Source organism: Haemophilus influenzae (genome assembly GCF_001457655.1).
GTDB classification, from domain to species: Bacteria; Pseudomonadota; Gammaproteobacteria; order Enterobacterales; family Pasteurellaceae; genus Haemophilus; species Haemophilus influenzae.
On the sequence record NZ_LN831035.1, the window covers coordinates 906862 to 920039 of the forward strand.

Below are 13178 nucleotides of genomic sequence, written 5' to 3' on the forward strand. Positions count from 1 at the left end.
ATGCAAGCAATTAACCCAAATTGGAATGTTCCAAAGAATATTCATGCCTTTACCACTACTCGTGAAGGGGGCGTGAGCTTAGCGCCTTATTTGAGTTTCAACTTAGGCGATCATGTCGGTGATGATAAAAGTGCGGTAAAAACTAACCGCACTTTATTAGTCGAAAAATTTGGCTTGCCACAAAAACCTATATTTTTAACGCAAACACACAGCACTCGAGTACTTCAATTACCTTATTCAGGACAAAATCTTGAAGCGGATGCAGTTTATACAAATGTTCCCAATCAAGTTTGCGTTGTTATGACTGCAGACTGTTTGCCAGTTCTATTCACTACAACATCTGGCAATGAAGTGGCTGCAACACATGCTGGCTGGCGTGGTTTATGCGATGGCGTACTAGAAGAAACAGTGAAATATTTTCAAGCTAAACCTGAAGATATTATTGCGTGGTTTGGCCCTGCAATAGGTCCAAAGGCCTTTCAAGTTGGGATTGATGTTGTAGAAAAGTTTGTTGCAGTAGATGAAAAAGCCAAACTCGCCTTTCAACCTGATGCAATCGAAGAAGGTAAATACTTGAGTAATCTTTATCAAATTGCAACTCAGCGATTAAACAATCTAGGTATTACGCAAATTTATGGTGGAAATCACTGTACATTCAACGAAAAAGAAAAGTTCTTTTCTTATCGCAGGGACAATCAAACGGGACGAATGGCGAGTGTCATTTGGTTTGAATAAATAGTTTAAAAGCGCATTTTACGCGCTTTTAGTCATCTTTGTTTTATATTCTTTCTGCGATAATACCGCCACCCAAACAAACTTCGCCAAGGTAAAATACGGCAGATTGCCCTGGGGTTACTGCTGATTGAGGTTCATCAAAAATCACTCGAATAGTTTCATCATCAATTGGTTCAATCACACAAGGAATATCTTGTTGGCGATAACGTGTTTTCACCGTGCAACGTAATGACTCTCGAATTGGTTCGCGATCAACCCAATGTAATTGGCTAGCAATCAATCCTTTTGAAAATAAACGAGGATGATCGTGACCTTGCGCGACAATAAGTTCATTATTTTCTACATCTTTATCTACTACATACCAAGCTTCATCTCCCGCATTTTTTAGACCACCAATGCCCAATCCTTTGCGTTGTCCCAATGTGTGATACATTAATCCATCATGACGACCAATAATTTCATCATCTACAGTGCGAATATTACCTGGTTGAGCTGGTAAATAGCGTGCTAAGAAATCCTTAAATTTACGCTCACCAATAAAACAAATACCGGTAGAATCTTTTTTCTTCGCCGTAATTAAGCCAAGATCTTCAGCAATAGCGCGAACAATGGGCTTCTCGATTTCACCAACGGGGAATAAACTTTGCCCCACTTGTTTATGGCTTAAAGTATAAAGAAAATAACTTTGATCTTTATTGGCATCTAAACCACGTAATAGTTTTGCATTTTCATTATCTCCCGCTCTACGTACATAATGCCCTGTTGCAATATAATCTGCACCGAGATCTTCAGCTGCATATTCTAAAAATGCTTTAAATTTAATTTCTTTATTACATAGAATATCTGGGTTCGGCGTGCGTCCTGCTTTATATTCAGTTAAAAAATGCTCAAAGACATTATCCCAATATTCTGCCGCAAAATTAATTTTATGTAGTTTGATCCCTAATTTATCGCATACTGCTTGAGCATCTGCAAGATCAGCTGCGGCAGTACAATAATCAGTATCGTCATCTTCTTCCCAGTTTTTCATAAACAGGCCTTCCACTTGATAGCCTTGCTGTTGAAGAATAAAAGCTGACACAGAAGAATCCACGCCACCAGACATACCACAAATCACTTTTTTTGTCGCATTTCTCGCAAGCTGTTCTTGCGTCAGTTGAGGAAAGTGTTGATTATAAGTATTTGAAATTAACATAGTTCTCCCGTAACTTCGGTTAAGGCGAAGCACATTGGTCATTGAATTAGAAAACGGCAAAATAATTTTGCCGTTAATTTTATTTTGCACATAAAGTGCGGTCAGTTTTGAGCAAGTTATTTCACTTCATAAAATTGCGAGTTATCATCTTTTTTCGCAAATTTTTGCTCATATTCAGCTTTTGCTTGTTCATCGCCTGCATCTAATTTTGATTGAAGCGTGTCGCAAGGTTTATCACAATCACAAGCTTTGTCAATACCAAGGCTAGATAAACCACCGCAGCTGCCTTTTAAACTTTGTTTTTTGATAATAAAGCCGATAGACATCAACAATATAATTGCGACGAAAGCGATTAAAGTAAAAAATAAAGTTTGCATAACTATTCTTTTGTTTCTGTTAATTTTTTGAAAGCAGAGGATGATTTGGTAACAAAACCATTATCTGTTCTAATGATTAAATAAACGGCAAGATTATTTTTCTCAGCCACTTCTAACGCCTTGTCTTCCCCCAGCACAAATAACCCTGTAGATAAGCCATCTGCAGTCATTGAGGTTGGTGCAAGTACCGTAATTGAGGCTAAATGATGCTGAATTGGATAACCTGTTTTCGGATCAATTTCATGAGCAAAGCGTTTGCCATTTTCTTCAAAGTAAATACGGTAATCGCCAGAACTTGCCATTCCCATATTGTTTAATCCAATGACAGCTTCAGCCGCTCTTTCGCCTGTTGTAGTTGGTTTTTCAATGGCAATCTGCCAAGGTTTACCTTCAATATTTTTTCCTTTCGCACGAATTTCACCGCCGATTTCAACCATGTAATTCTGAGCATTTAGTTGTTCTAACTTTTCAGCCACCTGATCAACGCCAAAACCTTTAGCAATTGACGATAAATCTACGTAAACTTGAGGAAGTGCTTTGCTTAATGTCGGTTTTGCACCACTCATATCAAGGGCAATTTTATCAATGCCAACCCAGGCTTGGCGTTCAGCTAATTGTTCTGGTGTAGGTTGTTTTTCGGGGCGTTTTTCAGGACCAAATCCCCATAAATTTACAACTGGACCAACAGTTACATCCAACGCGCCTTCGGTCACTTTATTTAAACGAATCGCTTCAGCTAATACTTTGGCAAAATCTGCTGAAATCTCAATCGGTGTGTTCACTTGGGTATTTTGATTGAAGCGGCTCAATTCCGAATCTTTTTTGTAAGTGGACATTTTCGCATTCACATCTTTTAAGATTGCTTCAATTTCTTCATGCGTCTTTTCAGATGTTGCTTTTATTGAACCATCATCAAGGTATTTAACATGATAAGTTGTCCCCATTGTTTTACCGCTTAAAGAGATAACTTTTGTTTCTTTTTGACAAGCAGCAAGACTTAATGCCATTGCTACCGCTATGATACCGCTTATTAATTTTTTCATCTGGATTTCCTAAATTTGTGAATTACTGGCAAACTCAACAAAACTTACCTGTAATCATAGAAAATTTTTAAAAACATCTTAAATTTTGACCGCACTTTATCACAAAGTGCGGTCAGCTTTTATGATGAATTGATTAACTAAAATCAGCCACCAAAGTCATCTAATAAAATGTTTTCATCTTCAACACCAAGATCTTTCAACATTTTAATTACAGCTGCATTCATCACTGGAGGCCCACACATATAGTATTCACAGTCTTCTGGTGCTTCATGATTTTTCAAGTAGTTTTCATAAAGTACATTGTGAATAAAGCCTGTATAGCCAGTCCAATTATCTTCAGGCAATGCATCTGAAAGTGCCACGTGCCATACAAAGTTTGGATTTTCAGCTTGTAATTGGTCAAAGTCTTCTTGATAGAATATTTCACGTTTAGAACGTGCACCATACCAGAACGACATTTTACGTTTAGAATGTAAACGTTTTAATTGGTCGAAGATATGTGAACGCATTGGAGCCATACCCGCACCACCACCGATAAATACCATTTCTGCATTAGTTTCTTTCGCGAAGAATTCACCAAATGGACCAGAAATTGTGACTTTATCTCCTGCTTTTAATGACCAAATGTAAGAAGACATTTGACCTGGAGGCGCATCAGGTTGGCGTGGTGGTGGAGTCGCAATACGAACGTTAAGCATAATGATACCTTTCTCTTCAGGGTATGAAGCCATTGAGTAAGCACGGATAATATGCTCGTCCACTTTAGAGACATAACGCCATAAATCGTATTTATCCCAGTCTTCGTGGTATTCTTCAGGAATATCGAAATCTTTATAGTTCACCACATGTGGCTCAGCTTCGATTTGGATATAACCACCTGCGCGGAAAGGCACTTCCTCGCCTTCAGGGATCGCTAATTTAAGTTCTTTAATAAAAGTTGCTTTGTTATCGTTAGAAATAACAGTACATTCCCATTTTTTCACGCCGAAGATTTCTTCTGGAAGTTCAACTTCCATATTACCTTTTACATTAACTTGACAAGCTAGACGATAACCTTCTTTTGCTTCACGTTTGTTAATGTGAGAAAGTTCGGTTGGAAGAATTTCTCCACCGCCATTTTTCACTTTAACAATACATTGACCACAAGAGCCACCGCCACCGCAAGCAGAAGACACGAAAATACCTTTACTTGCTAAAGCCCCTAATAATTTGCCACCTGCAGGTAATGTGATCGCTTTTTCAGGATCGTCATTGATGTCGATAGTAATATCACCAGAATCGACTAATTTTGATTTCGCAAATAAGATGATTGCCACTAACACTAATACAATAACCGTGAATGCGGCAATACCGAGTGCAAGAATTACTGAATCGCTCATTGATTACACTCCTTATAATTGAATACCAGAGAAAGACATAAAGCCTAGTGCCATTAAACCAACAGAGATAAAGGTAATACCTAAACCTTTTAATCCAGCAGGAATATCAGCGTATTTCATTTTTTCCGTTAAGCCAGCAAGCGCTACAATCGCTAACATCCAACCTAAACCTGAGCCGAAACCATACACGATAGATTCAGGGAAATTGTAATCACGTTGAACCATGAAAGATACCCCACCAAAGATCGCACAGTTTACTGCGATTAAAGGTAAGAAAATCCCTAATGCGTTATAAAGAGATGGCATAAATTTATCTAACACCATTTCAAGAATTTGCACTAAACCAGCAATAACCCCAATGAAAGTGATGAAGTTTAAGAATGATAAATCTACACCTTCAATTAAAGCATTTTCTTTTAGTACATTTGCATAAATTAATTGGTTTACTGGCACTGCGATACCAAGAACGAAAGTTACCGCAATCCCAAGACCAAACGCAGTGGACACCTTTTTAGATACCGCTAAGAAAGTACACATTCCTAAGAAGAAAGAAAGTGCCATATTTTCAATGAAGACTGCCTTAACAAATAGGCTAATATAATGTTCCATTGATTACTTCTCCTGTTGTTCTGGTTTCCAAGTTCTTAATCCCCAGATCACAAATCCGATGATAAAGAATGCACTTGGTGCAAGTAGGAATAAACCATTTGCTTGATACCAGCCACCATTTTGAATAGTTTCGAAAATAGTCATACCAAATAATTTACCTGAACCGATAAGTTCACGGAAAAATGCTACGATAATTAACATCGAACCATAACCTAAGCCATTTCCGATACCATCTACAAAACTTTCAACTGGAGGGGATTTCATCGCAAATGCTTCAGCACGCCCCATTACGATACAGTTAGTAATAATCAAACCAACGAATACTGAAAGTTGTTTAGATAAACCATAAGCATAGGCTTTTAGAATTTGATCCACTACGATAACAAGCGAAGCGATGATTGCGAGCTGTACAATAATACGAATGCTGTTAGGGATATAATTGCGGATTAGGGAAACAAATAAGTTTGATAATCCAGTTACTAAGGTAACTGCAATCGCCATAACAAAAGCAGTTTCTAATTTTGTTGTTACAGCTAATGCAGAACAAATCCCTAAGATTTGCAATGCAATAGGGTTGTTTTTAGCAATTGGCGCTAACAACAGATCTTTATAACTTGTTTTTCCAGACATTAGTTTGCTCCTGAATGAAGTTTTTCAAGATATGGACCAAAGCCATCTTTGCTGAACCAATAATTAAAGGTACCTTGAACACCATTACCTGTTAAAGTTGCACCAGATAAACCATCAATGCTATGTTCATCTTGTGGAGCTTGACCTTTTACAATACGAATGGCAGGTTGATGTTGCTCATCAAATAATTTTTTACCTTTAAATAGACTTGCCCAGTTTGGATTTTCAATTTCTCCGCCCAATCCCGGTGTTTCTCCGTGTTGATAGTAAGTGATTCCATTAATAGTATTACCATCTGGTTGAACAGATACTAAGCCATACATCACTGACCACAAGCCAGTGCCATAAATTGGTAAAATAACTTGTTGAGTTTGACCCTGTTCATCTTTTACAAGATAAACTTCAGTTGTTTTGCTACGAGAACGAATACGTGCTTTATCCGCATCAGCAGGAATTGCTTGTTGGCTATCATCTGCTTGTTGTGTGTATTCACCCGTTGCTAAATCAACGAAACGCGGCTCAATAAATTTTGCATAAGTTTCTTTTACATTCGTATTTGCTTGTAAAAGACCAGCTACATTTAAAATATTTTTTTGTTTATCAAGCAATTTTTGTTCTTCTTGTGCAGGCTTTAACATTACTGCGGAACCAGCAACAATAATGGAACAAACTAAACTCAGTAGTAGCACAACAAGGATTGTGCCGCCTACGCTGTCTTTATTAAACTTAGCCATTTGTTCTTGCTCTCCGACGTTTGATATTTGCTTGAACAACGATGTAGTCGAAAATCGGTGCAAATAAGTTTGCAAATAAAATCGCTAACATCATTCCTTCTGGATAGGCTGGGTTTACAGTACGAATTAATACAGCCATTACGCCAATTAATGCACCGTACCACCATTTACCAGTATTAGTAAAAGATGCTGAAACAGGATCGGTCGCCATAAATACCATACCCAATGCAAACCCACCTAAAACAAAGTGCCAATGCCAAGGCATTGAGAACATAGGGTTAGTCTCTGAGCCAATTAGGTTAAACAAGGTTGAGGTTGCAATCATGCCAATCATCACACCAGCAATAATGCGCCAAGCTGCAATGCGAGTGAATACAATAACAGCACCGCCAATTAAAATTGCAAGGGTAGAAACTTCCCCCATTGAACCAGGTAAGTTACCAACAAAAGCATCCATCCAAGTAATTGGAGCGCCTGTTACGGTATGTTGCAATGCACCTTGACCACCTTGTGACCACTGTGAAAGTGCGGTTGCACCAGAGAAACCATCTGCGGCAGTCCAAACCGTATCGCCTGAAATTTGAGCTGGATATGCGAAGAATAAGAACGCACGACCAGCAAGTGCAGGGTTCATAAAGTTACGACCTACGCCACCAAAAATTTCTTTTGCAACAATGATACCAAAAGTAATACCTAATGCGGCTTGCCATAGTGGCAATGTTGGTGGAACGATCAAGGCAAATAAAATGGTTGAAACGAACATTCCTTCATTTACTTCGTGACCACGAACCACAGAGAATAACAATTCCCAAATAGTACAAACGGTAAATACCACTAAGTAAATTGGTAAAAAGAAAATTGCTCCAAGAGCCATTTTAGAGCCCCAAGTTGCATTGGCAGTTAAATCTAAACCTAATGAACTTGCAAGAGCATAGTGCCAATCGTTAGCAATTAGTTGATCTAAATTGCCTAATTGATTTAACGCTGGAATCGCTTGGTTACCCACATTGTACATCCCATAGAAAATCGCAGGGAACAACGCAAGGAAAACCGTAATCATCATACGTTTTGAATCTAACGCATCACGAACGTGAGTGTTTTTGTGCGTTACCGTACCAGGTGTATAAAGCAAGGTATAAATCGATTCAAAGATCGGATAAAGCTTGCTGTATTTACCACCGGGTAAAAACGCGGGTTCCATTTTTTCAAAAAGATTTTTCAAACCCATTTTTAACCTTCCTTCTCAATCTTATCTAAGACTTGACGCAAGATTGAACCGTATTCATATTTGCCTGGACAAACGAAAGAACATAACGCCAAGTCTTCTTCGTCTAATTCCAGACAACCTAACTCTTGAGCGCCATCAGTATCGCCCACGATTAAATCACGTAATAATAATGTAGGTAAAATGTCCAACGGCATTACGCGCTCATAGCTACCGATTGGCACCATTGCACGTTCGCCACCATTTTCTGAAGTAGTAAAATTAAACAATTTTTTACTGAAGTGGCCTAATACGGTACGAGTCACAGAATATTTATTGGCTTGTGGCATAATCCAACCAAAAAATTCTTTTTCATTACCTTCAGCGATTACTGATACTTGCAGAGCATAGCGACCTAAATAATCATGTGAATCTTTTGCTATTTGACCACAAAGAACTGAGCCAGAAATTACACGATTTTTACCCGCACTTAATTCATTTTGGGTTAATTGAGAAAGATTAGCACCGATTATTGTACGTACTAAACGAGGTTCTTTCACTTGAGGACCTGCAAGAGAAATTACTCGTTCTGAATAAAGTTCGCCTGTTGTAAATAATTTACCTACAGCGATCACATCTTGATAATTGATATGCCATACAGTTTTTTGAATACCGACAGGATCAATAAAGTGAATATGCGTCCCTACAAGACCAGCTGGATGAACACCAGTAAAATCATGAATCTGTAAATTTTCAAGATCAGCAGTGGGAATATTAGAATCGCCCGCTTTACATAAGTGTAATGGTTTTGAAGGGAATAGACGACTTAATACGGTTAAACCGTTAGTGAAGTCTTGCGAATATTCTTTTAATACGACAGAGGGATCGGCTGCTAATGGATTGGTATCCATCGCGTTTACAAAAATAGAAGATGCTTCACTTTCAATGGATGGAACTTTACTAAATGGACGAGTACGTAATGCCGTCCATAAGCCAGATTCTATCAAGTTTTGTTTTACTTGTTCAGAAGAAAGTGTATTCAATTGTTCTGTGCTATATTTTGCAAAAGTGATTTTTTCATCACCTTCTACATTAATAACAACAGATTGTAATACCCGTTTTTCGCCACGATTGATTGCAGTGATGGTACCGCTTGCAGGGGCTGTAAAAATTACACCAGGATTTTTTTTGTCTTCAAAAAGTACTTGACCTTTTTTCACAACATCGCCTTCGCGTACCTTCATTGAAGGACGCATCCCCACATACTCCTCACCTAGAATCGCAACTTGATTCACAGCGTTGCCGCTATGGATTACTTGTGCTGGTTTTCCCGCGATTGGGAGATCCAAACCTTTCTTAATTGTAATCATACTATTTGCACTACTTTTCAAGGTTAAAAATACAATTGCTAATATAGTAAAAATACCCTAGAAGCAATCTCACGTTTGAGTGTGACAAACCGCTAAAAAAACATTAATGTCACAAAATAAAAAACTCAAATGGATTGATTTCACAGTTAATAATTTTACCGAGAAATCGAATTTGGACTAAATTAAACGCCTCATTCTAGCGAAAATCTCTGTTTTTCGCTACTTAAACAGAGGGTTTTTTGTTAGAACTTTTTGCGATATATCAAAAATGTTACATTTTTATAACAAAATTAACGCCCAATACCTGCACATTTTGTTGAGTGCGGTACAGTTTCATTTTGTGCTTTCCATTCTTCTGGAGTGAATAAATGTAATGCTAATGCGTGAATACTATGATTTAATTCTTAGTTCAATAATTGATAAATACGCTGATGACGTTGTACTTTTCGAATATTTTTAAAGTCTGCGCTGACAATAACGCATTTAAAATGTGATTCAGAACCTCGATTAGAGTGATGTAAATGGCTTTCATTTTCTATTGCTAAAAAGTGCGGTTGAAATTTTTTTTGAATTTTTTGCTCAATAATTTGTTGAATTGACACTATAAGTTCTCCACAAAAACTAAAATGAAACGCTATACATTAATAAGGAAGTTTGTAAGAATAGCACAATTCTAATTGATTTATGGGGAAATTATGGCATTAGTAAACAAAATTAAAACATTATCATCAGTAGGTATTCTAGCTGCTACATTATTTCTTGCAGGCTGCCAAGCACAATCAAATATATTAGCATTTACACCGCCTGTGCCAAGTGCTTCAATGAATGTTAATCGAACTGCCGTTGTATCTGTTACAACAAAAGATAGCCGCACAATACAAGAGATTGCGAGTTATACGAAACACGGGGAACTGATTAAATTAAATGCATCCCCAAGTGTTACACAATTATTTCAGCAAGTGATGCAGCAAAATTTAATTAGTAAAGGCTTTAGAATTGGGCAATTAAATGGTTCAAATGCGTGGGTAACTGTAGATGTGCATGAATTTGGTACGCAAGTAGAACAAGGTAATCTTCGTTATAAACTTAATACTAAAATTCAAGCGACAGTTTATGTACAAGGTGCGAAAGGTTCGTATAATAAATCATTTAATGTCACGCGTTCACAAGAGGGCGTATTTAATGCGGACAATGATGAAATTCATAAAGTGCTATCTCAAACTTTTAATGATATTGTGAACAATATTTATCAAGATCAAGAAGTTGCGGCTGCGATTAACCAATATTCTAATTAATCACATATCTACAGTGAGGAAGATTGAACAATCTTCCTCTTTTTCTATCACGCTATTTCATTCTACATACTAGGCTTCACATAAAATTATTTCAAACTAATCATCTGTTCAAAAGAATAAAAAATATTCATAAAACCAATTAAATCAATTTATAGCATTCTTTATAAAAATTAGGCAAAATACGGAAAATTTTTGAGTTCAAAAAGGATCAAACTATGACTAAACATTATGATTATATTGCTATTGGCGGTGGCAGTGGCGGTATTGCGTCTCTAAATCGAGCAGCAAGCTATGGAAAAAAATGTGCAATCATTGAAGCAAAACATCTTGGAGGCACTTGTGTAAATGTAGGTTGCGTACCTAAAAAAGTAATGTTTTATGGCGCGCATATTGCAGAAGCAATCAACAATTATGCGCCAGATTATGGTTTTGATGTTGAAGTGAAAAAATTTGATTTTTCAAAACTGATTGAAAGTCGCCAAGCCTATATTAGTCGTATCCATACATCTTATAATAATGTATTAGCGAAAAATAATATTGATGTAATTAATGGTTTCGGAAAATTTGTCGATGCCCATACTATTGAAGTAACACTTGCTGATGGTACAAAAGAGCAAGTAACCGCAGATCATATTTTAATCGCAACTGGTGGCCGCCCATATCGTCCAAATATTAAAGGACAAGAATACGGCATTGATTCGGATGGTTTCTTTGCATTAACCGAATTACCAAAACGTGCTGTTGTTATTGGTGCAGGCTATATTGCTGTTGAACTTTCTGGCGTATTAAACAGCTTAGGCGTGGAAACACATTTATTAGTGCGTCGCCATGCGCCAATGCGTAATCAGGATCCATTAATCGTAGAAACATTAGTGGAAGTGCTTGCGCAAGATGGAATTCAATTACATACCAATTCTACCCCATCTGAAATTGTAAAAAATGCAGATGGTTCACTTACTGTAAAATGTGATGGTCAATCTGATGTTACCGTAGATTGCGTTATTTGGGCGGCAGGTCGTGTTCCAGCGACAGATAAAATTGGCTTAGAAAATGCAGGTGTAGAAACAAATGAACACGGCTATGTCAAAGTAGATAAATATCAAAATACTAATGTGAAAGGCATTTATGCGGTAGGCGATATTATTGAAAACGGCATTGAATTAACACCAGTTGCAGTTGCAGCAGGTCGTCGCCTTTCTGAGCGTTTATTTAATAATAAACCGACTGAATATTTAGATTACAGTTTAGTTCCAACCGTTGTATTTAGCCATCCGCCTATCGGCACTGTAGGTTTAACTGAACCGCAAGCGATTGAGCAGTACGGCGCAGAAAATGTTAAGGTATATAAATCTTTTTTCACAGCGATGTACACTGCGGTAACTCAACATCGCCAACCGTGCAAAATGAAATTAGTTTGTGTGGGTAAAGATGAAAAAGTTGTGGGTTTACATGGTATTGGTTTCGGTGTAGATGAAATGATTCAAGGATTTGCAGTAGCAATCAAAATGGGCGCAACAAAAGCTGATTTTGACAATACGGTGGCAATTCATCCAACAGGTTCAGAAGAATTTGTAACAATGCGTTAATTGTTCAAATGAAAGAAGAAAAAGGCAGTAAGGTTATACTGCCTTTAAAGAAGTGAGAAATATCTATTTTCAGGATTTGTTTCTGTCATTTATGGAAATAAATCCTGTTTATTTTTTATATGCCAAGATTTCGCCCATGCGAACAGGTTCATTTACGCTTAAATGATCAGCCAAACGCACTTGATTGGCTTGGAATAAATTAATTACTGTTGAACCAAGTTGGAACCAACCCATTTCTTGACCTTTCAATAATTTGACCGCACTTTCGCCTTCATAAGTCCAAGTTTTCACTTCGTTGTGGCGTGGTGGATTAATTACGCCTGCCCAAGTTGTGCCAATACTTGCAGTGATGGTTGCACCCACTAAAATTTGTACCATTGTGCCAAATTCAGTATCAAATACACAAATCACACGTTCATTACGTGCAAATAAATTTGGTACATGTTGGGCTAAAAATGGATTCACAGAGAATAAATCACCCGGCACATAAATCATTTTGCGTAGCGTAGCATCGCACGGCATATGCACTCGGTGATAATCACGAGGAGAAAGATAAGTAGTAGCAAATTCCCCATTTTTAAAGGTTTCCACTAATTCTTTATCTTCTGCCAGTAAGTCTTCTAGGCTGAAAAAATGCCCCTTAGCTTGCAATAAAAGATTATCGTCAATATGACCGCACTCACTAATGCGACCGTCTGCTGGTAAACAAAGTGTGGTTGGATTTTGATTAATTGGACGCGCGTTTTCTTTTAACGGACGAATAAAAAATTCATTAAAACTTGCGTAATCAGAAAATTGTTCTTTTTGCGCAATGCTCATATCAATGTTGTATTTTTTCGCAAAAGCTTTAATTACAAAATGTGTTGTTTTGCCCCATTTTTGTTTAGCAAACCAGCCAGCAATTTGAGTTAAATAAATTTGCGGCATGACATATTGAAATGCCACTTTTAAGCGTTGCCAATAAGAATTTGAAGTCATCATTATCTTTCCTTGTTAAAAAAAGAGGCGTGATTATAGCAAT

Annotated in this window: 13 protein-coding genes and 1 pseudogene; 3 read left to right on the top strand and 11 right to left on the bottom strand. The window is 37.4% G+C overall.

The features are described 5' to 3' along the window. A complete protein-coding gene (gene pgeF, locus AT683_RS04560; protein WP_005660843.1) occupies positions 1-735 on the top strand; it encodes a peptidoglycan editing factor PgeF in 735 nt (244 codons plus the stop codon). Between the two features lie 43 nt (positions 736-778). Here the strand turns inward: pgeF and mnmA are convergent, their stop codons facing one another. The 10 genes and pseudogenes from mnmA to AT683_RS04610 all read right to left on the bottom strand — a co-directional run bounded on the left by mnmA (position 779) and on the right by AT683_RS04610 (position 9878). Beyond that, positions 779-1930: a tRNA 2-thiouridine(34) synthase MnmA gene (gene mnmA / locus AT683_RS04565; protein ID WP_005660840.1), complete on the bottom strand. Its 1152-nt coding sequence runs from the start codon at positions 1928-1930 to the stop codon at positions 779-781. Between the two features lie 116 nt (positions 1931-2046). Beyond that, positions 2047-2307, bottom strand: a complete 261-nt coding sequence (gene nqrM, locus AT683_RS04570; protein WP_005660836.1) for a (Na+)-NQR maturation NqrM — start codon at positions 2305-2307, stop codon at positions 2047-2049. Positions 2308-2309: 2 nt separating this feature from the next. Next, positions 2310-3350, bottom strand: coding sequence for an FAD:protein FMN transferase (locus AT683_RS04575; protein WP_005660833.1), 1041 nt, complete (start codon positions 3348-3350; stop codon positions 2310-2312). 143 nt (positions 3351-3493) lie between these two features. Next, positions 3494-4729, bottom strand: a complete 1236-nt coding sequence (nqrF, locus tag AT683_RS04580) for an NADH:ubiquinone reductase (Na(+)-transporting) subunit F (RefSeq protein ID WP_005660831.1) — start codon at positions 4727-4729, stop codon at positions 3494-3496. A gap of 12 nt (positions 4730-4741) precedes the next feature. Continuing rightward, positions 4742-5338 (bottom strand): NADH:ubiquinone reductase (Na(+)-transporting) subunit E, encoded by a 597-nt coding sequence (gene nqrE, locus AT683_RS04585; RefSeq protein WP_005631374.1) that lies wholly within the window; start codon positions 5336-5338, stop codon positions 4742-4744. Between the two features lie 3 nt (positions 5339-5341). Beyond that, positions 5342-5968 carry an NADH:ubiquinone reductase (Na(+)-transporting) subunit D gene (nqrD, locus tag AT683_RS04590; protein WP_005648665.1) on the bottom strand — a complete coding sequence of 209 codons (627 nt, stop codon included), beginning with the start codon at positions 5966-5968 and terminating at the stop codon, positions 5342-5344. Next, a complete protein-coding gene (locus AT683_RS04595) occupies positions 5968-6702 on the bottom strand; it encodes a Na(+)-translocating NADH-quinone reductase subunit C (RefSeq protein ID WP_005660827.1) in 735 nt (244 codons plus the stop codon). Before AT683_RS04595 ends, nqrD begins: the two co-directional genes overlap by 1 nt. Next, positions 6695-7930: an NADH:ubiquinone reductase (Na(+)-transporting) subunit B gene (locus AT683_RS04600; RefSeq protein ID WP_005653793.1), complete on the bottom strand. Its 1236-nt coding sequence runs from the start codon at positions 7928-7930 to the stop codon at positions 6695-6697. The genes AT683_RS04595 and AT683_RS04600 overlap by 8 nt, the downstream gene beginning before the upstream one ends. 2 nt (positions 7931-7932) lie before the next feature. Beyond that, complete coding sequence (locus AT683_RS04605; protein WP_005671165.1) at positions 7933-9276, bottom strand: Na(+)-translocating NADH-quinone reductase subunit A; 1344 nt, start codon at positions 9274-9276, stop codon at positions 7933-7935. Between the two features lie 290 nt (positions 9277-9566). Continuing rightward, positions 9567-9878: pseudogene (locus AT683_RS04610) on the bottom strand (BolA family protein). 93 nt (positions 9879-9971) lie between these two features. Here AT683_RS04610 and AT683_RS04615 point away from each other — a divergent pair. Further along, the gene (locus AT683_RS04615) at positions 9972-10571 is read left to right on the top strand and encodes a YajG family lipoprotein (RefSeq protein ID WP_005671163.1); all 600 of its coding nucleotides are present in this window, start codon (positions 9972-9974) and stop codon (positions 10569-10571) included. 215 nt (positions 10572-10786) lie between these two features. Then, the gene (gene gorA, locus AT683_RS04620; RefSeq protein ID WP_038440887.1) at positions 10787-12157 is read left to right on the top strand and encodes a glutathione-disulfide reductase; all 1371 of its coding nucleotides are present in this window, start codon (positions 10787-10789) and stop codon (positions 12155-12157) included. Positions 12158-12265: 108 nt separating this feature from the next. Here gorA and asd read toward each other — a convergent pair whose 3' ends face one another. Beyond that, positions 12266-13135 carry an archaetidylserine decarboxylase gene (asd, locus tag AT683_RS04625; protein WP_005660859.1) on the bottom strand — a complete coding sequence of 290 codons (870 nt, stop codon included), beginning with the start codon at positions 13133-13135 and terminating at the stop codon, positions 12266-12268. Positions 13136-13178: the final 43 nt, after the last annotated feature.

Bases quoted from the DNA above. Each gene is read 5' to 3' on its own strand.
- AT683_RS04605 (WP_005671165.1), bottom strand. From the start codon at position 9,276: ATGATTACAATTAAGAAAGGTTTGGATCTCCCAATCGCGGGAAAACCA.
- AT683_RS04575 (WP_005660833.1), bottom strand. From the start codon at position 3,350: ATGAAAAAATTAATAAGCGGTATCATAGCGGTAGCAATGGCATTAAGT.
- AT683_RS04600 (WP_005653793.1), bottom strand. From the start codon at position 7,930: ATGGGTTTGAAAAATCTTTTTGAAAAAATGGAACCCGCGTTTTTACCC.
- nqrD (WP_005648665.1), bottom strand. From the start codon at position 5,968: ATGTCTGGAAAAACAAGTTATAAAGATCTGTTGTTAGCGCCAATTGCT.
- gorA (WP_038440887.1), top strand. From the start codon at position 10,787: ATGACTAAACATTATGATTATATTGCTATTGGCGGTGGCAGTGGCGGT.
- nqrM (WP_005660836.1), bottom strand. From the start codon at position 2,307: ATGCAAACTTTATTTTTTACTTTAATCGCTTTCGTCGCAATTATATTG.
- mnmA (WP_005660840.1), bottom strand. From the start codon at position 1,930: ATGTTAATTTCAAATACTTATAATCAACACTTTCCTCAACTGACGCAA.
- AT683_RS04615 (WP_005671163.1), top strand. From the start codon at position 9,972: ATGGCATTAGTAAACAAAATTAAAACATTATCATCAGTAGGTATTCTA.
- nqrE (WP_005631374.1), bottom strand. From the start codon at position 5,338: ATGGAACATTATATTAGCCTATTTGTTAAGGCAGTCTTCATTGAAAAT.
- AT683_RS04595 (WP_005660827.1), bottom strand. From the start codon at position 6,702: ATGGCTAAGTTTAATAAAGACAGCGTAGGCGGCACAATCCTTGTTGTG.
- nqrF (WP_005660831.1), bottom strand. From the start codon at position 4,729: ATGAGCGATTCAGTAATTCTTGCACTCGGTATTGCCGCATTCACGGTT.
- asd (WP_005660859.1), bottom strand. From the start codon at position 13,135: ATGACTTCAAATTCTTATTGGCAACGCTTAAAAGTGGCATTTCAATAT.
- pgeF (WP_005660843.1), top strand. From the start codon at position 1: ATGCAAGCAATTAACCCAAATTGGAATGTTCCAAAGAATATTCATGCC.